Origin of the sequence: Brucella ciceri (assembly GCF_041930145.1) — a bacterium.
Lineage (GTDB): Bacteria > Pseudomonadota > Alphaproteobacteria > Rhizobiales > Rhizobiaceae > Brucella > Brucella intermedia.
The window spans coordinates 451,824-476,409 of the sequence record NZ_JBHEEV010000003.1; the positions used below are offsets into that span (position 1 = coordinate 451,824).

Sequence of the window (24,586 nt, forward strand, 5' to 3'; positions counted from 1 at the left end):
GGAATATGCCTGATCTGCGCGAGAAGGATCAAAAGTTGAGGAAGCAACAGCGTTCCAACGCGACGATTGCTTTTGCTTGCCTGTCTTTCTTTGTCTGCATGATCGGTGCAGCCTATGCCTCCGTGCCGCTGTACCGCATTTTCTGTCAGGTGACAGGCTATGGCGGCACGACGCAGCGCGTGGAACAATATTCCGATACCATTCTCGACAAGACGATCAAGGTGCGTTTCGATGCCAACACAGCCAATGGGCTACCATGGGATTTCAAGCCCGTGCAGCGCGAGGTCACGGTTCGCATCGGCGAAACGACGATGATCAAGTATGAAGCGCGCAACCTGTTCGATGAGCCGACCTATGGCCGCGCGAGCTTCAATGTCGCGCCGGGTCGGGCGGGAGCGTATTTCAACAAGGTCGAATGCTTCTGTTTCACGGACACGACTCTGAAGCCGGGCGAAGACATGGAAATGCCGGTTGTGTTCTTTGTCGATCCTGAGATCGTCAATGATCCCGATCTGAAGGACGTGAAGACGATCACGCTATCCTATACATTCTTTCCGATCGAAAAGCCGAAGCCGGTGGCAAATGCCAAGGCCGAAACTTCAACCAACGGAAGCTGACACTGGTGCGCATTCCGAAAATTGTGAAACGGTTTTCGGAAGATGGGAAGAATTGAAAATATCGAGCGTTTCGAAGGGTTCATGAAGAGAAACGCTCTCGCGGCGCATAATGCCGCAAAGACAAAAGAATGAAGCGGTTTTATTCTGATACGAGATACCGCTTGTCACAGACAGACTTGCTTGGAACCCCTTCCGGGGTTTAAGCATGAAGGTACGAGAGAGGAGCCCCTAAGGGGATTTACGGGGAGAGACATGGCTGACGTCCATCAGAAAAATCACGACTATCATATTATCGCGCCCAGCCCTTGGCCGTTCCTGAGCTCCGTGGGTGCATTCGTGCTTGCCGTAGGCGGCATTGCCTGGATGCGTTACATCAATGCCGGTGAGCTGCCGTTCTTTGGCCTCAACGTGGTGACGCCATGGATTTTCTTCATCGGCCTCGCGATTGTGCTCTACTGCATGTACGGCTGGTGGTCGGATACGATCAAGGAAGGACATGAGGGGCACCATACCCGTGTCGTATCGCTGCATCTGCGCTACGGCATGATCATGTTCATCGCTTCGGAAGTCATGTTCTTCGTTGCCTGGTTCTGGGCGTTCTTCGATGCGAGCCTGTTTCCGAACGAAGCGCATCAGGTAGCACGCGCCACCTTCACCGGTGGTGTCTGGCCTCCGAAGGGCATCGAGGTTCTCGATCCCCTGCATCTGCCGCTTTACAACACCGTTATCCTGCTGCTGTCGGGCACGACGCTGACATGGGCACACCATGCTCTGCTGCACAATGACCGCAAGGGCATGATCACCGGTCTGGCGATCACGGTTGCTCTCGGTGTCCTGTTCTCCTTCGTGCAGGCCTATGAGTACATTCACGCTCCGTTTGCGTTCAAGGACTCGATCTACGGCGCGACCTTCTTCATGGCGACGGGTTTCCATGGTTTTCACGTTCTCATCGGCACGATCTTCCTTTTGGTCTGCCTCGTGCGTGCCATTGGCGGTGACTTCACGCCGAAGCAGCATTTCGGTTTCGAAGCCGCTGCCTGGTACTGGCACTTCGTTGACGTGGTCTGGCTGTTCCTGTTCTTTGCCATCTACGTATGGGGTGGCTGGGGCGCGCCGATGCACGGCGGCTAATCCGTAGGATCAGCAGTTTTGGAGGCGGCCTTGGCAACATGGCCGCCTTTTGTTTATTGAATGATGCAAGGGGAAATCGGATGCCGGACCAGAATACTTATCCCACGGTCGATCCCATCAAGAGCGGCGTCGCTGGCCGCTGCCCGCGTTGCGGCGAGGGGAAGCTGTTCGATGGTTTCCTGAAAGTTGCTCCGCGCTGCTCGGCTTGCGGGTTGGACTATTCTTTTGCCGATTCCGGCGACGGTCCGGCGGCGTTCGTCATCCTCATCATCGGTTTCATCGTTGTCGGTCTTGCGCTATGGATGGAAGTCAACTTTGGACCGCCGCTCTGGGTGCATTTCATCCTGTGGGTGCCGCTTGCGATCATTCTCAGCCTCGTGGCCATGCGGTGGGCAAAGGGCATTCTCATCAATATGCAGTACCGCAACAAGGCAGCCCCCGGCCGCATAGACAGCCGGCAGGATGACGGGAAATGACCAAACTACAGCAGTCACACCGCTTTCCCTGGGGTATTGTGATGGCCTCTGCCATAGCGCTCGTCATTTTGCTGGCGCTCGGCACATGGCAGGTAGAGCGTTTGCAGTGGAAGGAAGCGCTGATTGCATCGACCGAGCAGCGCATTCACGAGCCACCACTGCCCTTGTCGGAGATGGAAAAGGTCTACAAGCAGGAAGGTTCTGTCGAATATCGCCCGGTAAGGGTCTCCGGCACTTTCATGCATCAGGGCGAGCGGCATTTTCTGGCCACCCATGAGGGGGCCGCAGGCTATAATGTCTACACGCCGCTGATGCTCGAAGACGGACGTTTTGTGCTGATTAATCGCGGCTTCGTTCCATATGAGAAGAAAGACCCTTCAACGCGCATTGAAGGACAGATTGACGGCCCGGTGAATGTTACCGGGCTGGCGCGCGATCCCTTGTCGGCGAAGCCGGGCTTCTTTCTCCCCGATAATGATCCGTCCAAGAATATTTTCTACTGGAAGGATTGGACGGCCATGGCGGAAAGTGCCGACCTGCCAAATCTGGATGAGGTCGTGCCCTTCTTCATCGACGCCGACAGCAAGCCCAATCCGGGGGGATTGCCGGTCGGCGGTGTGACGATCATCGATTTTCCCAACAACCATCTGCAATATGCCGCGACATGGTATGGTCTTGCTCTGGCCTTGATAGGGGTTGTCGGGACGTGGCTGTGGCGTTATCGAAAGACCAGTAGGGGTTGACAATGGCCGCGTTGCGGCCCAACTCCGTGAAGGTCTGTCGATATTCGGTCTCTGACGGCCTGCAAATGGCGCGGTTTTCGCTTCCGGTGCTCATGTACCTTCAAGTACATTCCGCTCCGGTTTTCAAACCACACCATTTTCGGCTCCTCATAGACCGAATCTCAACAGACCTTAGATGTTAAGCCACGCCGAACTAGCGAGCATACTTCATGACCGATCAGCGACCACCACTGGAAATCCGCCTTTGCGGCCCCCGCGGCTTTTGCGCCGGGGTTGACCGGGCAATCCAGATCGTCGTGCTGGCGCTGAAGAAATATGGTGCACCGGTCTATGTTCGCCATGAAATCGTACATAACCGCTATGTGGTCGAGGGCTTGCAGTCTCGCGGCGCGATTTTTGTCGAAGAACTGGACGAAATTCCCACAGAACACCACGAACAGCCGGTGGTCTTTTCCGCCCATGGCGTGCCGAAGTCCGTGCCAGCGGATGCAGAAGCAAAGAACCTCTTTTATCTCGATGCAACCTGCCCCCTGGTTTCCAAAGTGCACAAGCAGGCCATGCGCCATCAACGCCTTGGCCGCCATGTGATCCTGATTGGTCACTCCGGCCATCCGGAAGTGATCGGAACCATGGGGCAATTGCCCGATGGCGCGGTAACGCTGATCGAAACGGTGGAGGATGCGCGCAACTGCCATTTCGATGACGAGAACAATCTCGGATTCGTGACCCAGACGACGCTTTCAGTCGACGACACGGCAGGCATTATCGAAGAATTGCAGGCGCGTTTTCCAAACCTTTCGGCTCCGGCAGCCGAATCGATCTGTTATGCCACGACCAACCGGCAAGATGCGGTGCGATCCGCCGCGCCGGGCTGCGATCTGTTTCTAATCGTCGGGGCACCGAACTCTTCCAATTCCAAGCGTCTTGTCGAAGTGGCGGAGAAGGCCGGCGCGCGCATGTCGATGCTGGTTCAGCGTGCGGCCGATATCGAATGGGACCGCATCGGCGATATATCGGTCGTGGGCCTTTCGGCAGGAGCTTCAGCGCCTGAAATCATCGTCGATGAGATCATCGATGCCTTCAAGGCCCGCTTCAATGTGAAGATCGAACTGGCCGAAACCACGGTTGAAACCGAGAACTTCCTTGTGAATCGCGAGGTTCGCGATGTGGAACTGACGGTGCAGGACATGGCATTCGTCAACGGAGAACACCGGGTGGTAGGCATTCCAAAATTAATGCCCAAGATCATACAAGGGAAATAAGCGGCATGGCCGTCTATACGGATATCAATGAAATCGAGCTTGGCGTCTTCCTGCAGCAGTATGATATCGGCACACTGACATCTTACAAAGGCATCGCGGAAGGGGTGGAGAACTCCAACTATCTTCTGCACACGACTTCGGACTCGTTCATCCTGACGCTTTATGAAAAGCGCACCAATCGGGAAGACCTGCCGTTCTTTCTCGGCCTGATGCAGCATCTGGCCAGCCGCGGGCTCGAATGTCCGCAGCCGGTGGTCCGTCGCGACGGCACGACAATCGGCGAACTCGCCGGACGGCCTGCTGCAATCGTTACTTTTCTCGAAGGCATGTGGATGCGCCGCCCGACGGTCGAGCATTGCGAAGCTGTCGGCGAAGGACTGGCCCATATGCATCTGGCTGGCGCTGATTTCCCGCTGCTTCGCCGCAATGGCCTGACGCTTTCCGACTGGCGGCCGTTGTGGAATCTGTCGCGTGAACGCGCCGATAGGGTGGAACCGGGTCTTGTCCGCGAGGCGGAAGCTGATCTGGATTTTCTGGAGAAGAACTGGCCAGCGGATCTGCCGCAAGGCGTGATCCATGCCGATCTCTTTCCGGATAATGTCTTCTTCCTCGGCGACAGGCTTTCCGGTTTCATCGATTTCTATTTCGCCTGCACTGATATTCTGGCTTACGACGTTGCCGTCTGCCTGAATGCCTGGTGCTTTGAGAAGGATTTTTCCTTCAATCGCACCAAGGGGGCAGCGCTTCTGCGCGGTTATAATTCCGTTCGCCCGCTATCCGTGGCGGAAGCCGATGCGCTTCCGGTTCTGGCGCGCGGGGCGGCTATCCGCTTCATGCTGACCCGCCTTTATGACTGGCTGAATGTCCCGGAAGGCAGTTTCGTGGTCAAGAAGGACCCGATGGAATATGTGCGCAAGATGCGCTTCCACCGACAGATCGAAACCGCTGCTGAATACGGACTCGAGCCGCAAGGGGCAGCGGCGTGAAGCGGATTGAGGCTTTTACGGATGGTGCCTGCTCGGGCAATCCCGGCCCCGGCGGCTGGGGCGCCATCCTGCGCTGGAACGGCAATATCAAGGAACTGAAGGGCGGCGAAGCCGACACGACCAACAACCGCATGGAGTTGATGGCAGCCATCTCGGCGCTTTCGGCGCTGAAAGAACCGTGCGAAGTCGATCTCTATACGGACTCCGTCTATGTGCGCGACGGGATTTCCGGCTGGATCGAGGGTTGGAAGCGCAATGGTTGGAAGACAGCCGCCAAGAAGCCGGTCAAGAATGCCGAACTATGGCAGGCGCTCGATGAAGCGCGAAAGCCGCACAAGGTCAACTGGCATTGGATCAAGGGCCACGCCGGGCATCCGGAAAATGAACGCGCTGACGAGCTTGCCCGGGCCGGCATGGAGCCATTCAAATATGGCGGACGTAAATCGCTGAAAGTGCAGTGAATTTGCAGAATAAAGGCGGCGTTGCCGCCTTTTTACTACGAAAAACACGATGGCTCGACATCGGCTCAAATCAATTCAGATTCTCGAGCCGATGTCCTGTCATTCTGTTTTCAAGCATATCTCCCAAAAGCCGGTTCCCGCTCTGGGAGGATATGCTCCAGCCTAAAGCTGTTCGAGAATGGCTGACGCAGCCGACGTCACGGCCTGTCCAGCCTGTTCCTCGATGTTGAGGGCTTTGACCACACCATCTTCCACGATTGCCGAATAGCGCTTGGAGCGAATGCCGAGGCCGCCAGCGGTCGCGTCGAGCTCAAGTCCCGCAGCCTTCGTAAAGGTGGCAGAACCATCAGCCAGATAGAGTATCTTGCCTTCGCCACCCGTGCTCTGCGCCCATGCGCCCATGACGAAGGCATCGTTCACCGCAACAACGGCGATCTGATCGACGCCCTTGGCGAGGATTGCGTCGCGGTTATCGAGATAGCCCGGCAGATGGTTGAGGCTGCACGTCGGCGTAAAGGCGCCCGGTACCGCAAAGAGAACGACTTTTTTGCCCTTGAAGACTTCATCGGTCGTCATTTCCTTGACGCCGTCTGCGGTCTTTACCTTGAAAGTCGCTGCGGGCAGCTTGTCGCCAACTTTGATAGTCATTTAATCTCTCCTCGGGGCAGGGGCCGTCTGTTCCACTGCCTATTGTCAAATTTTATCGCTCCGCGAAGCGCGGACGGCATAGTTAAACCGATAACAGGTCGCCGGACAATTTCAAAAACAGCAGGAAGGCTAATCCAGTGTCACTTGTCCAGAAACGGCCTTACCATTCTGCACAAGGGTATAGTCGATGATGGCATTGTCCGCCTTGCCCTGCACCTTTGCGGTAAAGCGGCCCTTTTCGACCGCGATGGTATCGGAAAGCCTGACCGTGTCGCTGGCAACGAACAGCTCCGATGGAGCGGTGGGATCTGGAACGGCCAGATCGAAGACGGCGTTCTCGCCGTCGCGCTTCACGCCGCTTATGCCGAATGCCGAGCTCGCCGGGGTCGGGAGCCGGTCGAATGCGGTTTCGATGATCGTGCGGGCAGCTATCGCCTGGGGCGAGGACTCTTGTTGATCACTATCAAGGGGAAAGTCGAAGGTGGCCTGCACCGGGACGCAGATTTTCTCGCACACTCCGAGAAAAACATGGCCCTTCAGCCGCTTGTCGGCCGATGTCAGGTTAAAGACTATCGGCAGCGAAACAGGCTGTTTATATCCGATGCCACCTGCATCGTCTCCCTCAAACCGGACCGGCGCAGGGAAGTCGATCTGCGCTTTTGCGTTTCCGTCGATGTTAATCTGGGGTGGAACGCCCGCATCGCCGGGATTGCGCCAGTAGGTTTTCCAGCCGGGCTGCAACTCGATCTGCAAGGCACCGCGCCGTTCCCCGCGGGCCGCATTGTCAGGGGTTTTGTCTTCGATAATGACACGCACGCGCCCGCCGGGCGTCTCGGTCCACTCGGAGGTCGAGGCCAGTGCTGGCAATGTCAGCAAGGCCAGCAAAAGTGGGGCGAAGGTAAAAGTTCGGATGTTCATCGTTGAAAGATGGAATGAAAAGATGGTTGCTTCAAGTCCAATATTACCGGATCGCCGGGCACGGTAATCGCCTGTATGGCCTGCCACCTGGCTATCGAGCTGGTTCCGCTTCGAATTCCGGGCTCGAAATAAATGGCCATTGTTATTTTGCGTAGTCTTGCTACCTTCATAATCATGACCATTCTCAAGACGTCGAACAAGGAGCAGGGTTTTCTAAACGGGCAGTTCCTGCTTGCCATGCCTGGAATGAGCGACGAGCGTTTTGCCCGGTCGGTGGTCTATATCTGCGCGCATTCTGATGAGGGTGCCATGGGCTTCATCATCAATCAGCTTCAGCCGGTCGAATTCCCCGACCTCTTGCGCCAGATCGGGGTCATCGATGACGACGAACTGATTATCCTTCCGGATCGTGCGCAGCATATGATGGTGCGCAATGGTGGTCCCGTCGACCGCACACGCGGATTCGTGCTGCATTCGGACGATTACATGGTCGATTCCACCATGCCGGTTTCAGAGGATGTCTGCCTCACTGCAACGGTCGATATTCTGCGTGCCATTTACGGGGGCAGTGGGCCGTCGCGGGCCCTGATGGCCCTTGGATATTCCGGTTGGGCGCCGGGCCAGATCGAAGTGGAACTTGCCGAGAATGGCTGGCTAACCTGTGATGCGCCGCTCGACATGCTGTTCGACAGCGATATCGAGGGCAAATATTCGCGTTTGATGCTCCATATGGGTATCGATATGGCACGGCTGGTTTCCGACGCAGGACATGCTTGATGGAATAAGGCAGTATGTTAAGGGAATAGGGGAGTAGGGAGTAGGGGAATATGTTTTGCTTGCGGACGACCGCAACGCACATATCCTTCTCTGCCCTACTGCCCTACTGCCCTAATCAAGCCGCTGCGGCATCCAGTTGTTCGCGGATCATGCGAGTTGCCTCGTCGCGGCTGGTGGGCTGACCGAACATGAAGCTCTGCACATATTCGCAACCCATCTGGCGAAGCTGAAGCGCGTCGCTTTCGCTCTCCACGCCTTCCGTTACCACGGCGAGCCCGAGATCGTGCGCCATGCTCACAATCGAGCGTAGCAGCGTGGCTTTTTGCGGCTGGTCCCCTTTCACGAAGGACCGGTCGATCTTGATGATATCGAACGGGAAGCGCGTCAGATAGGCGAGTGAGGAATAACCGGTTCCAAAATCATCGAGCGACAAGCCGATGCCCATCGCCTTCAGGCGAGCCAGGACATGGGTGGACTGTTCCGGATTTTCCATGAGGACGGATTCCGTCAGTTCAAGCTTGAGGCTGCCCGGATTGAGATGGATGCGGGAAAGCACCGAGCGGACATCATTGATGAGGTCCTGGCGGATGAGTTGCGTCGAGGACAGGTTGACCGAAACGAAAAGGTCGAGCTTCGGGAATTGCTCCTGCCATGCAAACAGATCTTCCGCGGCCCGTTGCATCGCGAACAGGCCAAGCTGGATGATCAGGCCGGAGTTTTCCGCAATTGGAATAAACTCCGAAGGCGAAATCGCGCCGCGACGTGGATGCTCCCAACGCATGAGTGCTTCAAAACCGGCAATCGTGCCCTCGTCAAGCTTCACGATGGGCTGGTAGACAAGGCTGATTTCGTCGCGTTCAAGTGCGCGTCGCAGATCGGATTCAAGCTGCAGCTTGTCGCTGCCGATGGCTCTGAATGCCGGACGGAATGGCTCGATGCGGTCACCGCCGAAACGCTTTGCCTGATACATGGCAAGCTCGGCGTCCTTCACGAAGTCTTCCGCAGTTGTCGCCGTTTTCGTCCAGGTGATCAGGCCCACGGATGACGTCAGAACGATTTCGCGCTTTGCATAGGCAATCGGCGCGCGCACGGCTTGACGCAGAGCTTCGGCGAAGGATGCGATGCGCCCCGGGTCGCTTTCAGAGGCAAGCAGCAGGCCGAACTGGTCGGACGAGAGGCGCGAGAGTGTATCCTGCGGTTTCATAAGGCGTGCCAGACGGCGCGAGATCGTCAGGAGGATAGTGTCCCCCGCCGACATGCCCAGGCTGTCATTGACCTGCTTGAACCGGTCTATGTCGATAATGAAGACGGTCGGATGCAGGTTGCTTTCCCCGCGCGCCATATTCATGACGTTGCTGAGACGATCGAGGAACAATTCCCGGTTCGGGAGGCCGGTCAGATTGTCGTGCACGGCATCGTGCAACAGGCGTTCTTCCGCCTTTTTCTGCTCCGTCACATTGACGAGTGTTCCAACGCAACGCACCACTTCGCCATCCGAACCGATGACCGGGCGCGCGCGGAGTGCATACCAGTGATAATGGCCATCATTGGCACGCAGCCGAAAAATCTGGCCGATGCGTCCGCGCCGGTTTTCCAGAATGGCATCAAGCGTGGAGCGGAAGCGGTCGCGGTCGTCGGCGTGCATGGCGGGAAGCCAGTTGCGCACCGGGCCTTGCAGGCTGTTGGCCGTATTGCCAAGATAATTGGCGATGTCCGGCGTGGTCACCACGCGGTCGCGCGGCACGTCCCAATCCCATACGATGTCTCCCGCACCAATGACGGCGAGAGCCTGCCGCTCCATATCCGACAGAAGGCCCTGCTGCAGTGCTCCGCCAGCAAAGGCATGCTGCATGACGGTAAAGCCGATCAGAAGAACGATCAGGACAAGACCGCCGCCGAGCGCAGGCTGGACGATATCATTATCGAGCCTGCCCGAAACCGTCATCCAGGCGCCCAGCAACCATATGAGAGTGAGAAGCCAGGCCGGTATCAGCATGACGGCGCGATCATATCCCTTGACCGCGAGATAACCGATGATGGCGACGCCGGACAGAACGGTCAGCGCCAGCGAGATGCGCGCAATACCGGAAGCCACTGGCGGATCGAAAACGGCAACCCCCGCAAGGGCCAGAAGGCCCAATACCCAGGTCACGGCGCCATAGCTGAAATGGTCGTGCCAGCGGTTGAGATTGAGATAGGTGAACAGGAAAATAACGAGAGAGGCGGCAAGCGCCACTTCGGTGCCCGCGCGCCAGATCTGCTCATTGCCCGGCGTTATCTCCATCAGCTTGTTCCAGAAACCGAAATCGACGCAGATATAGGCCAGAACGGCCCATGCAAGCGCGGCGGTGGCTGGGAACAGGGAAGTGCCCTTGACGACGAAAAGGATGGTCAGGAACAGAGCCAGCAGGCCTGAAATGCCAAGGAGGATACCGCGATAGAGCGTGTAGGAATTAACCGCGTCCTTGTAGGCTTCCGGCTCCCAGAGATAGAGCTGGGGCAGATTGTGCGAGGACAGTTCTGCTACGAAGGTTATGACGCTGCCCGGATTGAGCGTGATGCGGAAAACGTCCGCATCGGCGCTGGGCTGGCGGTCGAGCGCAAAGCCTTCGCTCGGCGTGATGGATGCAATGCGTGGAGAACCAAGATCGGGCCAGATGACGCCGGAGCCGACGAGACGGAAATGAGGAGCAACAATCAGGCGGTCGATCTGTTCGTCGGTTGGATTTGCGATCGAAAAAGCGGCCCAGTCGCCGGATGCCTTGCTGTTTTGATCGGCCTGCACTTCGATGCGGCGGACGATGCCGTCAGGACCGGGGGCCGTCGATACCTGCACGCTTTCGCCTTTGTTGCGCAGAAGCTCGACAGCGCGGGAAAGGTCGAGGGCGGTATCTTCCTTGGAAATCTTGATCGGTTCGATGGCCGATGCCTGGATGACCGAAACGGCCAGAACAACCATGAGTACGAGAAACCGCACACCGGCAAAAAGCCACTTATCCGCAAAACCCGTCACGAGCGTCCAACCTTGCCATTGATCATGCGGCTATCCGTCATACGTTTGTCGCTTTCTATAAGGGCAAAAAGCAGGTGATCCTGCCAGAAGCCATTTATCTTGAGATAGGAACGCAACAGTCCTTCTCTCTCAAATCCGGCTTTTTCGAGAAGCCGTATCGAGCGCACATTATGAGGGATACAGGCTGCTTCAATCCGGTGCAACCGGAGTTGGTCGAATGCGAAGGGGATAACCAGCGACAGGGCTTCGGTCATGTAGCCTTTGCCGGCATGGGGCGCGCCGCTCCAATAGCCGATCATGCCGTTCTGCCCGACACCGCGCCGGATATTTCCGAGCGTTATGCCGCCGACGAGCGTGTTGTCACCATTGCGAAAGACAAAAAATGGATAGCCGGTTCCGGCGGCTATTTCATCCTGAAAGCGACGCATGCGATGGCGGAATGCGCTCTTTGTCAGGTCGTCGTCCGGCCAGGTCGGCTCCCACGGCGTGAGAAAGGCACGGCTTTGTTCCCGCAGGCTGGCCCAACTGGCGAAATCGCTCATCATCGGCTCGCGCAGATAAATGCGCTGTCCACGCAGGACGGTCGGATTGCTTCTACGGAAGGGCAGGCCGATCATGACGGGTTAGGGGAGTAAGGGGGTAAGGGAATAAGGGAGTAGGAAAAACAAAATGCTCAATGTCACATACTCCCCTATTCCCCTACTCACATATTCCCTTAAACAGCGATTTTCCTCGCATGTGCGCTGGTCGACAGTGCGTCCGACAACCCATCGAAGCTCATCAGTCGTCCAACTGGACCCACGCCGGCGATGGTGGGCTTGCTGTCGAGGAACAACCGTCCGGCCAGATCGGTCAGCCTTTGAGGTGTAATCAGCGAGAGACGGTCCATCAGTTCACTGTTTTCGACGGGACGACCATAGAGCAGGAACTGGCGTGCGACCTGTCCGGCACGGCTTGCAGCACTTTCCTGAGACATGAGAAGGCTCGCACGATATTGCGCGCGGGCGCGGTCCACTTCTTCCAGGCTGATGGAGTCGGCGGCCTTGTGCAGTTCATCGATCAGAACCGGGACGAGTTCGACCAGTTCGTCGCGGCCCGTTGCAGCGTGAATTCCAAACAGTCCTGTATCCGAGAAGCCCCAATGGAAGGCATAGACGGAATAGCAGAGCCCACGTTTCTCGCGTACTTCCTGGAAGAGGCGTGAGGACATGCCCCCGCCCAAGACCATGGAAAGAAGCTGCGATGCATAGAAATCACGCACGTGGTAGGCGCGTCCTTCGAAACCGATCAGAACCTGAGCATCCATCAGCTCGCGATTTTCACGGAAATCGCCGCCGACATAATGAGCGAGGTCGAGCGTGGGAGCCGTATTGTGGGCGCGAAAACCGCCAAGACGTTTTTCAACTTCCCTGACGAATGCATCGTGATCGACGCCACCAGCAGCGGTCACCACCATGCGGTCGGCGCTGTACTGTTCGTCCATATATTGGCGAAGGTCATCGGAGGTGAAAGACATGACCGTCTCAGGCTCGCCGAGAATGGCGCGTCCGATTGGCTGATGACGATAGGCTGTTTCGGTGAAGCGGTCGAAGACGATATCGTCGGGCGTGTCGTGCGCCGCGCCGATCTCCTGCATGATGACCTGCTTTTCGCGCTCCAGCTCAGCTTCATCGAATTTGGAGGCGGTCAGGATATCGGACAGAATGTCGATGGCCAGCGGCACGTCATTGCGCAGAACGCGCGCATAATAGGAAGTGGTCTCGACGCTGGTGGCGGCGTTGATCTCGCCGCCGACATTTTCGATATCCGATGCAATTTGCCAGGCTGTGCGGTTCTCGGTTCCCTTGAACGCCATATGCTCAAGAAGATGAGCAATGCCATGTCTGTCGGCAGCTTCGTTTCGTGCCCCGGCCTTGACCCAGATTCCAAGCGCCACGCTTTCCACGTGGGACATCGTATCGGTGGCTATCGTCAATCCGTTGGAAAGACGCGTTACTTCAACACCCATAAGCAAACTGCTCCCTGCATTCCCGCTCTGGTTCTCGTCTCGGAGCCGGTCTTTTTAAGCTCTCGAATGGCGGCGAACGTATTCTTCCACGATTTTCAGGTCGTTGTGAAGAACTGTGAAGCTTTCTTTTCGTTGCATCAAGTCCGAAAGCCATGCAGGGAGCTGCGGTTCGACGCCGCTGGCAGCCTTGACGGCATCGGGGAATTTGGCCGGATGCGCTGTTGCAAGAACAACCATCGGCGCTTCACTGGACTGGCTTTCGCGAGCCACCTTCACACCGATTGCCGAGTGTGGATCGAGCAGATAGCCGTCCGCTTCAAGCACGGATTTGATTGTCTCCGCAGTTTCATCGACAGTCGAGCGCCCGGCGGAGAACTCGCTGCGGATCGCCGACAGCGGCTTCTCAGAGATCGAAAAACCACCGGACTGCTTGAGCCCAGCCATCAGACCGCGCAGAGCTGCTGCATCGCGTCCGTGCGCTTCAAACAGCAGGCGCTCAAAATTCGAGGAAATCTGGATATCCATTGAAGGCGAGGTGGTCTGTGCGACACCGCGCATTTCATAGGCGCCGGTTTCGAGAGTACGCGAGAGAATGTCATTATCATTGGTGGCGATGATCAGCCGGTCGATGGGCAATCCCATGCGCTTGGCGACATAGCCCGCGAAAATATCGCCGAAATTGCCCGTCGGCACGGTGAAGGATACGGAGCGGTCCGGTGCGCCGAGGCTCAGAGCCGCCGTAAAATAATAAACGACCTGCGGCATGATGCGCGCCCAGTTGATCGAGTTCACACCCGAAAGCGACAGCGCATCACGGAACTGAAGGTCGTTGAACATGCCTTTCACAAGGTTCTGGCAATCGTCGAAATTGCCTTCGATGGAAAGGGCATGAACGTTGGAAAAACCGGACGACGTCATCTGGCGCTGCTGCACCGGCGATACGCGGCCGTTCGGGAACAGAATGAAGATGTCCGTATTGTCGCGTCCGCCGAAGGCCTCGATAGCCGCGCCGCCCGTATCCCCGGATGTGGCCCCGACAATGGTGGCCCGCTCGCCGCGCTGCGCCAGGACATAGTCCATCATGCGGGCCAGAAGCTGCATGGCGACATCCTTGAAGGCGAGCGTCGGGCCATGGAAAAGTTCGAGCACGAATTCATTGGCCCCGGTCTGAACCAGCGGGCAGACCGCATCATGCCGGAAAGATCCATAGGCTTCATGCACCATGCGACGGAAATCCGAATGCGGGATTTCGCCGTCGACAAAGGGAGTGAGCACCGCCAGCGCAATATCCACATAGGATTTTCCGCGCAGATCGCGGATTTGTTCTGGCGAAAACTGGGGATAATCCTGCGGCAGATAGAGACCGCCATCCCGGGCTAGACCGGCGAGCAATGCATCGCTGAACCCCAGGACCGGCGCTTCCCCACGCGTGCTTACATATTTCATTTCTTGGCCTTCATTTCGGATCGGCGCGGTTTTGAGCCGCGTAATGCAATAGAGCCTCCCTAAAAAAGCCGCAAGGTTTTAAAGCATGTTGACGGGGATGGGGGTTGCTCTCCGGAGCAAAAAACGGGAAAACGTCATCGCGCTACACGCATGCGTGATGTAGAAGACAGGTTGATCAGTGCAGGGAAGCCCGCTTTATGCAAACAGCACCACAGAATCGTTCATCGTTGTTTCCAGTCTTTGCAACGGTTTTGCTCGCAGCCCTCGCAGGCTGCACGACCAGTGGCACTGATAAGGCCGCCGACGGAGCTTCAAGCTCCTCGATGACCGCGTCCGCTGCTTCCGGCGATCAGCGTGTCAAGGAATCCGAGCTGCGCGCCTTCTGTCCCTCGGTCACGCTGCGCGACGGCACAGCCTTCTTCAGCACATATGAAAAGGGCGGCGATAAGGACCCGGCACGGGTGATCTATCAGGCGGCGCTGACCGATACGACCCGCGCCTGCCAGTATGGCGCCGGGACCATGACGATTGACGTCGCGGCGGCGGGCAAGGTTGTTCCCGGGCCAAAATATAAGAGCGGCACCATCACCATGCCGATCCGTGTTGCCGTCCGTCAGGGCGATCAGGTCATCTATTCCAAACTGCACAAGCAGGCGGTTACGGTAGCGAACGCGGATACCGCGACGCAGTTCGTGTTCAACGACAAGGCGATCACCGTACCGATGGCGGATCAGAAGAATATCCAGATTTTCGTCGGTTTCGACGAGGGTCCATACAACACGAAGTAAAGCACTGAAAACGGTGCGCCGGTTTGTATTTTGGCGCACCGTTTAATCTGATATTTATAGGCTTTTTCATATTGCTGCCAAAAGCCCGCAGATTTAATTAGAAAACACTTAACTATTGCCGATATGGCGATGTATTCAGTTTTAATATAGCATTAATGACAGTTTCACATGTATTCATATCAATGTTTGTTTCATGCTATGGTTTTCTGACGTCATGGATCACCACGTCTTAGACGGGTAGAAGTGATAACTCACCAGCTACGCCACGATTATTTAGGGGCGAGGGTCATATGCGATTTGATCGCAGTGAATTATTAAAGCCTGTTCCGCTTATTTTGCTTCTGTTGCTGTTTCTCGGTGCGGCTCTCGGCCAGTGGATGGGAAACAGATTTCGCATAGTCGATGAAGAGCGGCACATGAATTCCCACATGTCTTCATTGCTTATGCATGCAAATCGACTGGCTGTTTCTGCCCGTGAAACAATCGAAGCAGCCAATCTCTCGCCCTATGAAATGTGTTCTCCGCAAGATATTGCCTATCAGCGCAAGCTGGTTTTTTCTGCCTATCATATCAAGGATATAGGTCGGCTCCGTGATGATCGCCTGATCTGCTCGACGCTTCTCGGCGATGTCAGCGAGCAGCCAAAGCGTTCGCCTGCCGATATCAATTTGCGGGACGGCACCTATGTGTACGGCGAAAGATCGCTGATTACACCGGGCAGCCGGGGCTTCGTGATAGGCAGGGGCGAGGCGAATGTGATTTTGAGTTCGGCTGCATTCGACCTGCTGCAGTCACGGCAGTACAGCTTTGCCGTCTATATGCGCGATGCCGAACGTAAGCACTTCGCGCGCCTCTATGATTATCAGGCAGGTGATTTTCCAGTCCCGGATTTCAAGAATCACCGCGGCGAATACGAGGTGCTCAGCGACGCAATTAAGGAATATCGTTGCGACGATGAAGTGGGTATCTGCGTCGCTCTCAAGGCGCAGTTGGATAATTCCAGCAATTCCGCCCAATGGAAATCCTTCATGGCGACAAGTCTGGGACTGCTCGCGGGGGCGACCCTTGGCCTTGGCTGGTTCGCCTACCACAATCGCGAACGCCCTTTGGCTTCCATGCTCAACCAGGCGCTCAATGCCCGCCAGCTGGAGGTGGTCTATCAGCCGGTGGTCAATGTAGAGAATGCCGAGCTCACCGGCTTTGAAGCCTTGCTCCGCTGGCAACTGCATACCGGTGATATGATTCCGCCTGACGTATTTATCGCCGAGGCGGAGGAAAAGGGCATGACAGGACGGGTGACCGCCTATGTCGTGGATCGGGTTATGGACGATATGGGGGATTTGTTGCGCCTTAACCGGAATATCCAGATCAATATCAATATCACCGCAAGCGATGTTCAGGCGGCCGCGTTTCAGAAAAATATCCAGGGGAAATTGGCTGGCGCGGGTGTCGATCCCCGTCAGATCGGTCTTGAATTGACCGAACGAACGGCGGTGGATTTCTCGAAAGCGTCGGAGGGTATCAGGCAGCTGCGTGAACAGGGGCACAAGATCTACATTGATGATTTTGGAACGGGCTATTCGAGTCTTTCCTATCTTGGCGAGCTGCATATCGATGCGATCAAGATAGATAAGGCCTTCACGCGCACCGTCTGTGCGGATGGGGACATGGTGTCGATCGTTCCAGAGATCATATCGATGGCGCGGCAGCACAATCTTGGCATCGTGATTGAAGGCATCGAAACGGAAGTCCAGGCCGATTATTTTCGCAAAATGACCACGCCGATGACTGCGCAAGGCTGGTTTTACGGCAAGCCTATGCCAGCGGGCGATGCGGCTGCGCTTCTGATGGGCGGTTTGCGCAAAGCCAGACGGAAGCGCGGCAAAGCTCTTCAGGAAAAAGCCTGACTGAACCGATGCTGTGGATAAAGGCAGACCGATAAAATTCTAATTAAATGCAACTGCCTGCGTGAAATGAATGGCAACAGGTTTCGGCTAGTGTGTTCTCATGAAACAGAAATATGAACGCATTCTTGAACCGACGGACACCTGGGCGATCTTCGATACGTCCTCCGGCGAGCCCGTCATTATGGGAACCCGCTTGCTGATCGGCCTCTCTGAAAGTGAAGCCGAAGAGCTTCTGGCAATTCTCAATGCCCCGCCCAAGGGACGCAACAAGCAAACCGCCGCCTGACGGAAGCCAGGCGTCGGACTATCGCATTCAGGCATCGGTCCAGACGGACAGGGCTTCGATGACACTGGGCAGGTCCTTGTGGCGATGGATGACGGTTTCCGCCCCCGCATCGGTCAGCTTGTCGGCATGTCCCGGATAGGTGTGAGCGCCGCCCGTAAAGCCGATCACACGCATGCCAGCGGCGCGTGCGCCCTGAATGCCATGCGCGGAATCTTCAATCACGATGACGTCCTTCGGATCGACACCGAATTGCTTGGCTGCATAAAGAAACACGTCTGGCGCGGGCTTGGTCTTTTTGGTGCCTACTTCCTTCGCTGAAAAGATATTGGGCGCAAAAAGCTCGTAAAGACCGACACGCTGCAACATGCTTTCCAGCCGATGACTGGTCGAATTGGAGCAGATGCATTTCGGCAGCTTTAATGCCGATACCACTTCAACGATATCTTCAACGGCCTGAACTTCATTCTTGAGCTTTTCGTCCAGAATCTTTTCGGACTTGTCGAGAAGCGACGCTGAAAGCGGAATCCCGGCCTCGCGCTCCACAGTCAGAAGAATATCCTGCCACGTCAGACCGGCAAAACGTTCGGCCATCTCATCGGCGGCAATCTGATAACCGGCTTCGGTGAGAAGTGTGGACTCGACTTCCGCGGCGATGATTTCAGAATCTACCAAAACGCCATCGCAATCGAAAATGATGAGGGACGGGGCCGCCATGATTATAGCCTTCTTATTGGGAGGAGTGAGCACCGGCAGCAGCCGGAACACCGGGTTGAGCTACACCTTTATGGCGAAGCCGTCAAATTGGAGCCTTTCCGGCGAGAGGGTGAAGCATCCATGCGGCGCATTCGGTCCAGGGGCCGAATTCCATCCCGCTTCTGTTTTCATCCCGTTCAGACCTCACCGGACACTTCCCGACGGCGCCGGTCCAGTTCTTCGCTATAGCGGCGCAAGGTGTGCGCTTCACTGAGGAGGCTGAGCACCTTGCGCTCCTGTGCGTTGTTCACCACGGCCAGAGCTTCACTTTCTGCCCGGTCGAAGCGGACGACAGCTTCCTTGGCGTTCATCTGAGGCAGCAGGAATTCATCCTGATATTTGAGAAGCTCGCGGATGCTATGTTCGCCATCGGATGTATCGAAGCTGTCGGCGTAAACTTCCGGAACCGGGATCATGCCGACATACCGTCCCTTGGCATCCACCGCGATCACCCGTTGGGTCGATCCGAGCGGGAAATCGTGGCGGAATGTTTCGATATCGGTATCGATCAGCACGGTCCGCACGTCATGGCGCATCATCCGGTTGACGGTCAGGTCCCGTATCCAGCCGATATCATGGGCGGACCGGATGGCCTCTCCACGCAGATGGAAGCGCCATGTGGCGAAGGAGTAACCGAAGGTCTTTCGCACCATCAGCGAGGACGAGACGACAGCACCGAGCACGAGCATGGAAATCGGAAAATCGCCGGTAAGCTCCAGTGCCAGGAAGGTCATGGTCATAGGGCCGCCCACGACTGCGACGGCAAGCGAGCTCATGCCGATGACGGCATAGACTTCGGGTGCGAGTGCCAGACCGGCTGGCAATACTGCGCCGGCCACGGCAGCAAACAGCTTGCCTGTCAGCGCACCGAGAAACAGCGATGCGAAGAACAGGCCACCGCGAAAGCCGGACCCGATGGAGACGGCAGAAGCGAGCGATTTGGCAAAGATCAGGAGCAGGAGTGCGGGAATGGTGATGTTTGCATTCAGGTCGAGGTGGAGCGCTCCGTGGCCGGAGGCCAGAACCTGCGGTGAAAGGAAGGCGATCATTCCAACGATGGCGCCGCCGATCGCCGGGGCCATCACATTGGGCACCACGCTGCGCCGGGCGACTTTTTCCACAAAGGTCACGCCGCGCATGATGAGGATGGCAATGCCTGCCGAGAAGAAGCCGAGTACAAGCGCAGGAACGTAATCACGTGGCGTGATGTCGTCGATCTGGCCGATATCGATGATAAAGGGCGCGCCGCCAATTGCCTGCGTCACCAGAGCGCCGATGATCGCCGCCACGACGACCGGCGTCAGCGTGGCAATCGAATAGACGCCGATGATAAGTTCGAATGCGTAAAATGCCCCGGTCAAAGGTGCATTGAAGGCGCTGGCGATGGCAGCCGCGGCGCCGCAGCCGACCAAAGTCCGCAGATCCGCGCGGCGAAGCTTGAGCGCCCGACCGATGCGGGAGGCGAAACCGCTCGCAAGCTGCGTATAGGCTGCTTCCAGTCCGACCGATGCACCGAAGCCGTTGGCAATCAGGTTCTGCCCGACAAGGATAAAGCTGTCCGTGAGCGACAGACGCCCCCCATGGAGCGCATTTGCTTCGATCGGGTCCACGATGGGCCGCTTGCGCCATCGCGCAAGAACCCAGATCACGATCCCCATCAGGATGCCGCCGGCGAGCGGTGCAATATAGGCGCTCGGTTGCAGCGATGCAGCCGAACTGAGTTTTTCGCCGGGCTCAAGCGCGAAGATCGCCTGGTGCATCCATTGCGAAATACTGCCTATGGCGGCAACCATCAGCCCTGAAATGATACCTATCGCGGCACCGGCGATAACGAGGCCAATTTCGCTGCCGCGAACCAGCGCACGCATGCGGAAGGGTACGAATAAAACCCGCAAATACCGGTTATGCCGCAGTTCAGCGATATTCATCATAAAAACACCGGGCAAGCGGGCGGCTGGCATGCCCGCCACGCAAATTCAGAAGTTGGCTGCCGATTATAGGCAAAAAGGAATAACCAAGCCTTATCAAGGGCAAGTGGTCGAAAACAGCATTGCACAGCGATCGCGGCGTTAAGATGACAGACGGCAAAATGTTCGGGGCAATAGTGCGTGAAAAGCCCGGAACTGCGGACTTTCCCTCTCGTTTAAGAAAAGATTTACGATTTCAATCACTTGGCGTTAACTGCATATTTACCCTGCCCGGTAACCATAAGGACAAGTTTTTGCGTCCACAGGTAATCGAGTATCCCATGTCTCTTGTACGTCTTGCGCATGAGTTGCCCATCGAGGCTCCGCGTACCGCCTGGCTTGACTCCATCATCAAAGGTGATTGCGTCGCTGCTCTGGAACGCCTGCCGGATCATTCCGTGGACGTGATTTTCGCCGATCCGCCATATAACCTCCAGCTTGGCGGCGATCTGCATCGTCCCGACCAGTCGATGGTGAGCGCGGTTGACGATCATTGGGACCAGTTCGAAAGCTTCCAGGCCTATGACGCGTTCACACGCGCCTGGCTTATGGCTTGCCGCCGCGTCCTGAAGCCGAATGGCACCATTTGGGTCATCGGTTCCTACCACAATATTTTCCGCGTCGGCTCGCAGTTGCAGGACCTGGGCTTCTGGCTCCTGAACGACATCATCTGGCGCAAGACGAATCCGATGCCGAATTTCCGTGGCCGTCGCTTCCAGAACGCCCATGAAACGCTGATCTGGGCCTCGCGGGACCAGAAGGGCAAAGGCTACACCTTCAACTATGAAGCGATGAAGGCCGCCAATGACGATGTGCAGATGCGCTCGGACTGGCTGTTTCCGATCTGCACCGGCTCGGAACGCCTCAAGGACGAAAACGGCGACAAGGTTCACCCGACCCAGAAGCCGGAAGCGCTGCTTGCCCGCATCATGATGGCGTCTAGCAAGCCCGGCGACGTCATTCTCGATCCGTTCTTCGGTTCCGGCACGACCGGCGCCGTTGCAAAGCGTCTTGGACGCCATTTCGTCGGCATCGAGCGCGAACAAAGCTATATCGACGCGGCGACGGCGCGCATTGATGCCGTTGAACCGCTCGGCAAGGCCGAACTCACCGTGATGACCGGCAAGCGGGCCGAACCGCGTGTGGCGTTCACCAGCGTTATAGAAGCCGGTCTTCTTCGCCCTGGCACGGTGCTTTCCGATGAACGCCGCCGTTTTGCTGCGATTGTGCGGGCCGATGGCACGCTTGCCGCCAATGGCGAAGCCGGTTCGATCCATCGTATCGGCGCGAAGGTCCAGGGCTTTGATGCCTGCAACGGTTGGACTTTCTGGCACTACGAGGAAAACGGCACGCTGAAGCCAATTGACGCCTTGCGCAAGGTCATTCGCGACCAGATGGCGACTGCAGGCGCTTAGAGCATTTCAGCAAAAGTGTGAAACGGTTTTGCGTTGGATAATGCGATAAAACAAATAGTTAGAGCGGTTCCGGCGATTCTGTCAGAACAGGAACCGCTCTAGAACGCGTTTTGAACTGCCTGCCCCGCGCTTTTATTCTTATCGGACGGCCTCCAGCATAGTCTGATAGTGAGACGCCCGAAGCATAGGCTTCGGGCGTCTTCGCTGTTTTCGTCTGACCGGGAATTCCGGGTCAGAAAGCGAGACCCAGTGCTTTCAAGTCAGCAGCCAGCTTGTTCGCACCGGTAAAATGCACGGCCTGCCAGCCAGCATGCCTGGCACCTTCCACATTGTGCATCGTGTCATCGATGAAAAGCGTAGCTGCCGGGTCGAGATCGAATGACGCAACGTGATGATCGTAGATTTCCCGGTCAGGTTTCAGCATGCGGATGTCGCCCGACACGGTGACACCCCGGCTTTCAGTCAGAAATGGAAACCGCCCCTGCGCTTCCCGGAAAGTATCGGACGCAAAATTCGTCAGCATGGTGACGTCGTGGCCGTTCCCGATGAGACCCCGCAGAATTTCGACACTGTCCTCATAAGCGTGCGGCACCATGCGGTTCCAGTTTTGCCGGAATGCACGGATGTGGTCGCTTTTCTCTGGGTATGCATCGATCAGCAACGCCTCAGCCTCATGCCAGGTTCTCCCGCGATCCTGTTCGATATTCCATGCGCCGGTGCAGATATTCTCCAGGAACCAACGCCGTTCCGACGCATCGGGAATAATATCGAGATAGGCGAGTTCGGGATCGTAATGGATAAGAACCCTGCCGATGTCGAAGACGATGTGCTTGACGGGACTGCTCAACGGTTTTTCCTCTTCCCTTTGAAAGCTTCTGGTATGGCAGCGGTGATCGCCTTTTTCATGACTGTTGGTAATGCCTCGTCTGAAAGCTCGGTCGGGCGGGACCACCAGCCGTCGCTGGATGCAGCCTTGCTGACATTTTCCGAACGATAGACGGAGAGCCGCAGTTCGAAATGGGTGAAAACATGCGTAATCGAACCGGAAGCTGTCCATCGCGCGGGGAACGGAGCCGCATCGATGGTCGTATCGCCATCAATGCGAGCCGTCCATCGGCTGCCCGGAACTTCGGTCATCCCGGCGAGCAGTCCCTCATCCCTTCGCTTGCGCAGAAAAACCGAACCATCTTCGGCAATGGCAATGAATGCCGCGCCTGTGCGAATTGGCTTTTCCGCTTTGGGCGCCTTTACCGGAAACTTTTCCGGGTCGCGGGATTTGAGCGCCATGCAATCGTCATTGAGCGGACAGATGGCACAAGCTGGACGCCGCGGCGTGCATATGGTTGCGCCCAGATCCATCACCGCCTGCGCAAAATCTCCCGGCCTGTCGATGAGAGTCAATTGCCCCATGAGCGCGCGGATTTCCGGTTTTGCTGCGGGCAGGGGCGTGTCGATTGTGTAAAGCCGTGAAATCACGCGTTCCACATTGCCGTCCACAACGGCGACCGCTTCACCAAAGGCGATTGCAGCGATGGCTGCGGAAGTATAGTCGCCGATGCCCGGCAGTTCCTTCAGTGCTGCGGCGCTGTCCGGAAACTTGCCGTCATGCTGCCGGACCACAGCGTCGGCGCATTTTTTCAGGTTTCGTGCACGCGAGTAGTATCCAAGTCCGGCCCATGCTCGCAGAATATCGTCTTCACTCGCCCGCGCCATTGCCTGAACCGTGGGCCAGCGTTCGGTGAACTTTACAAAGTAGGACTTGACCGCCTCGACTGTTGTCTGCTGAAGCATGATCTCGGACAGCCACACGCGATAGGGATCTGGCCTGATGCCGGATGCCTGTTCGGATGGGCTGATGCGCCACGGCAAGACGCGGTGGTGCCGGTCATACCAGTGCAGAAGCTTGGTGCTTTGATTGGAAGTGGTGGAAGTCAGCATGAGAACGGCATCGGTTAACAATTGGGCATTATTCTGATTAGAGCATTTCCAGCAAAAGTGCGAAGCGGTTTTGCGTGGGGTAATGCCTGAAAGCAAAGAGATAGAACGGATGCGCTGTTCCGCTTCACGAGAGCCGCTCTAATGCCTTAATTTTACACTTCATAGAAACAATGCTGTGCATATGAAAGGCTTAAGCATAGAAATCTGCCGGGGTCTCCAGGCAAGCTTCCTTGGAAAGAGAATAAGTGAACCAGTCAGTACCTGTCTATGTCGTCAATCTTGCGCGGTCCCGGGATCGCTGGGACAGGTTGAAGTCCAACGCCGATGCTCTTTCAATCGTACTCCGGCGCGTGGAAGCCGTCGAGGGAAAGCTGCTGTCATTGGAGGAACTGACGGATTTCGATGAGGCAGCGTTCCGTCGCTGGCACGGTAAAATCGCAATACCGGCAGAAATTGGCTGTTACTTCAGTCACATACGAGCATTGGAAATCATAGCCGGTGCGCCGGAGCCTTTTGCCGTGATTGTAGAAGATGACATCGTTTTTACACCTGCGTTCAAACCCTTTCTAACACATTTGGCGAAGGCGGCAGGCTGGGACGCAGTGAAGCTTGTCAATCACCGAACCGCTGCTTTCCAGTCTTTCCAGCGTATTGATAGCCAGTTTTCAATTGGTCGCTGCTTGCATGGACCGCTGGGAAGTTCCGCGGCTTATGTCGTTACCCGTGAAGGCGCCTCGAAATTGCTCAAGGCGCTTCGCCCGATGCGGCTTCCTTATGATGTCGCACTGGAAAGAGGATGGGCTGGTGCTTATCAGATTTTTACAACCGACAAGCCGGTCGTCGAATTTTCGGACATGGCCACTTCTACTATCGCTCAGGGGCGCTCGGCTTACGCCAAAAAGCGTCTGCCGGCATACAAAAGGATAAGCACCCTTCTGTTTCGAGCGACAGACTATGTCAGACGAATCGCTTACTCTTTTGACAGGAAGAGCTTAAGAGAGGACAGAGTTTGAGTTTTTTTAAGAAGTCTTTTCTCCTGCGGCGTC

At 56.5% G+C, this 24,586-nt stretch carries 23 protein-coding genes; 13 read left to right on the forward strand and 10 right to left on the reverse strand.

Features of this window, described 5'->3' with window-relative positions; genetic code table 11:
• The first annotated feature begins 5 nt into the window (after nt 1-5).
• The 7 genes from JNC63_RS08510 (at nt 6) to rnhA (ending at nt 5,676) form a co-directional block, all read left to right on the forward strand.
• Nucleotides 6-617: a cytochrome c oxidase assembly protein gene (locus JNC63_RS08510; protein ID WP_006470686.1), complete on the forward strand. Its 612-nt coding sequence runs from the start codon at nt 6-8 to the stop codon at nt 615-617.
• A 252-nt stretch (nt 618-869) separates the two neighbouring features.
• Nucleotides 870-1,748: a cytochrome c oxidase subunit 3 gene (locus tag JNC63_RS08515; protein WP_006470687.1), complete on the forward strand. Its 879-nt coding sequence runs from the start codon at nt 870-872 to the stop codon at nt 1,746-1,748.
• A gap of 80 nt (nt 1,749-1,828) precedes the next feature.
• The gene (locus tag JNC63_RS08520; RefSeq protein WP_006470688.1) at nt 1,829-2,224 is read left to right on the forward strand and encodes a DUF983 domain-containing protein; all 396 of its coding nucleotides are present in this window, start codon (nt 1,829-1,831) and stop codon (nt 2,222-2,224) included.
• Nucleotides 2,221-2,967, forward strand: a complete 747-nt coding sequence (locus JNC63_RS08525; protein WP_006470689.1) for an SURF1 family protein — start codon at nt 2,221-2,223, stop codon at nt 2,965-2,967. The genes JNC63_RS08520 and JNC63_RS08525 overlap by 4 nt, the downstream gene beginning before the upstream one ends.
• 209 nt (nt 2,968-3,176) lie before the next feature.
• Nucleotides 3,177-4,229 (forward strand): 4-hydroxy-3-methylbut-2-enyl diphosphate reductase, encoded by a 1,053-nt coding sequence (ispH, locus tag JNC63_RS08530; RefSeq protein WP_374846222.1) that lies wholly within the window; start codon nt 3,177-3,179, stop codon nt 4,227-4,229.
• A gap of 5 nt (nt 4,230-4,234) precedes the next feature.
• A complete protein-coding gene (locus tag JNC63_RS08535; protein WP_006470691.1) occupies nt 4,235-5,215 on the forward strand; it encodes a homoserine kinase in 981 nt (326 codons plus the stop codon).
• Nucleotides 5,212-5,676 carry a ribonuclease HI gene (gene rnhA, locus JNC63_RS08540; protein WP_006470692.1) on the forward strand — a complete coding sequence of 155 codons (465 nt, stop codon included), beginning with the start codon at nt 5,212-5,214 and terminating at the stop codon, nt 5,674-5,676. Before JNC63_RS08535 ends, rnhA begins: the two co-directional genes overlap by 4 nt.
• Before the next feature lie 162 nt (nt 5,677-5,838).
• Here the strand turns inward: rnhA and JNC63_RS08545 are convergent, their stop codons facing one another.
• Together JNC63_RS08545 and JNC63_RS08550 are read right to left on the reverse strand one after the other, a co-directional pair.
• Nucleotides 5,839-6,324 (reverse strand): peroxiredoxin, encoded by a 486-nt coding sequence (locus JNC63_RS08545; RefSeq protein ID WP_006466242.1) that lies wholly within the window; start codon nt 6,322-6,324, stop codon nt 5,839-5,841.
• Between the two features lie 129 nt (nt 6,325-6,453).
• Nucleotides 6,454-7,242 (reverse strand): protein-disulfide reductase DsbD domain-containing protein, encoded by a 789-nt coding sequence (locus tag JNC63_RS08550; protein WP_006470693.1) that lies wholly within the window; start codon nt 7,240-7,242, stop codon nt 6,454-6,456.
• A 174-nt stretch (nt 7,243-7,416) separates the two neighbouring features.
• On the opposite strand from JNC63_RS08550, the gene JNC63_RS08555 reads away from it, so the two are divergent.
• Entirely contained in the window at nt 7,417-8,019 is a 603-nt protein-coding gene (locus tag JNC63_RS08555; RefSeq protein WP_006470694.1) for a YqgE/AlgH family protein, read from the forward strand.
• Nucleotides 8,020-8,134: 115 nt separating this feature from the next.
• Here the strand turns inward: JNC63_RS08555 and pdeA are convergent, their stop codons facing one another.
• The 4 genes from pdeA to thrC all read right to left on the reverse strand — a co-directional run bounded on the left by pdeA (nt 8,135) and on the right by thrC (nt 14,486).
• A complete protein-coding gene (gene pdeA, locus JNC63_RS08560; RefSeq protein WP_085982942.1) occupies nt 8,135-10,978 on the reverse strand; it encodes a phosphodiesterase PdeA in 2,844 nt (947 codons plus the stop codon).
• Between the two features lie 50 nt (nt 10,979-11,028).
• Entirely contained in the window at nt 11,029-11,649 is a 621-nt protein-coding gene (locus JNC63_RS08565) for a GNAT family N-acetyltransferase (RefSeq protein ID WP_006466245.1), read from the reverse strand.
• Nucleotides 11,650-11,747: 98 nt separating this feature from the next.
• Nucleotides 11,748-13,040 carry a M16 family metallopeptidase gene (locus JNC63_RS08570; RefSeq protein WP_006470696.1) on the reverse strand — a complete coding sequence of 431 codons (1,293 nt, stop codon included), beginning with the start codon at nt 13,038-13,040 and terminating at the stop codon, nt 11,748-11,750.
• 54 nt (nt 13,041-13,094) lie between these two features.
• On the reverse strand, nt 13,095-14,486 hold the full coding sequence (gene thrC, locus JNC63_RS08575) for a threonine synthase (RefSeq protein WP_022569817.1): 1,392 nt from the start codon (nt 14,484-14,486) through the stop codon (nt 13,095-13,097).
• A gap of 197 nt (nt 14,487-14,683) precedes the next feature.
• Between thrC and JNC63_RS08580 the strand changes: the two genes are divergently transcribed.
• The 3 genes from JNC63_RS08580 (at nt 14,684) to JNC63_RS08590 (ending at nt 17,467) form a co-directional block, all read left to right on the forward strand.
• A complete protein-coding gene (locus tag JNC63_RS08580; protein ID WP_022567762.1) occupies nt 14,684-15,274 on the forward strand; it encodes a hypothetical protein in 591 nt (196 codons plus the stop codon).
• Nucleotides 15,275-15,564: 290 nt separating this feature from the next.
• A complete protein-coding gene (locus JNC63_RS08585; RefSeq protein WP_006470699.1) occupies nt 15,565-17,181 on the forward strand; it encodes an EAL domain-containing protein in 1,617 nt (538 codons plus the stop codon).
• A gap of 100 nt (nt 17,182-17,281) precedes the next feature.
• On the forward strand, nt 17,282-17,467 hold the full coding sequence (locus tag JNC63_RS08590; protein WP_006466249.1) for a hypothetical protein: 186 nt from the start codon (nt 17,282-17,284) through the stop codon (nt 17,465-17,467).
• 27 nt (nt 17,468-17,494) lie between these two features.
• Here JNC63_RS08590 and JNC63_RS08595 read toward each other — a convergent pair whose 3' ends face one another.
• Together JNC63_RS08595 and JNC63_RS08600 are read right to left on the reverse strand one after the other, a co-directional pair.
• Complete coding sequence (locus JNC63_RS08595) at nt 17,495-18,181, reverse strand: HAD family hydrolase (protein ID WP_006470700.1); 687 nt, start codon at nt 18,179-18,181, stop codon at nt 17,495-17,497.
• Between the two features lie 176 nt (nt 18,182-18,357).
• The gene (locus tag JNC63_RS08600) at nt 18,358-20,148 is read right to left on the reverse strand and encodes a chloride channel protein (RefSeq protein ID WP_374846238.1); all 1,791 of its coding nucleotides are present in this window, start codon (nt 20,146-20,148) and stop codon (nt 18,358-18,360) included.
• 320 nt (nt 20,149-20,468) lie between these two features.
• On the opposite strand from JNC63_RS08600, the gene JNC63_RS08605 reads away from it, so the two are divergent.
• Nucleotides 20,469-21,602 (forward strand): site-specific DNA-methyltransferase, encoded by a 1,134-nt coding sequence (locus JNC63_RS08605; protein WP_006470702.1) that lies wholly within the window; start codon nt 20,469-20,471, stop codon nt 21,600-21,602.
• A gap of 232 nt (nt 21,603-21,834) precedes the next feature.
• Here JNC63_RS08605 and JNC63_RS08610 read toward each other — a convergent pair whose 3' ends face one another.
• Nucleotides 21,835-22,449 (reverse strand): HAD family hydrolase, encoded by a 615-nt coding sequence (locus JNC63_RS08610; protein WP_006470703.1) that lies wholly within the window; start codon nt 22,447-22,449, stop codon nt 21,835-21,837.
• Nucleotides 22,446-23,540 carry an A/G-specific adenine glycosylase gene (mutY, locus tag JNC63_RS08615; protein ID WP_036564727.1) on the reverse strand — a complete coding sequence of 365 codons (1,095 nt, stop codon included), beginning with the start codon at nt 23,538-23,540 and terminating at the stop codon, nt 22,446-22,448. The genes JNC63_RS08610 and mutY overlap by 4 nt, the downstream gene beginning before the upstream one ends.
• A gap of 245 nt (nt 23,541-23,785) precedes the next feature.
• Here mutY and JNC63_RS08620 point away from each other — a divergent pair, with 245 nt between their 5' ends.
• On the forward strand, nt 23,786-24,553 hold the full coding sequence (locus JNC63_RS08620) for a glycosyltransferase family 25 protein (protein WP_374846225.1): 768 nt from the start codon (nt 23,786-23,788) through the stop codon (nt 24,551-24,553).
• Nucleotides 24,554-24,586 lie beyond the last annotated feature (33 nt).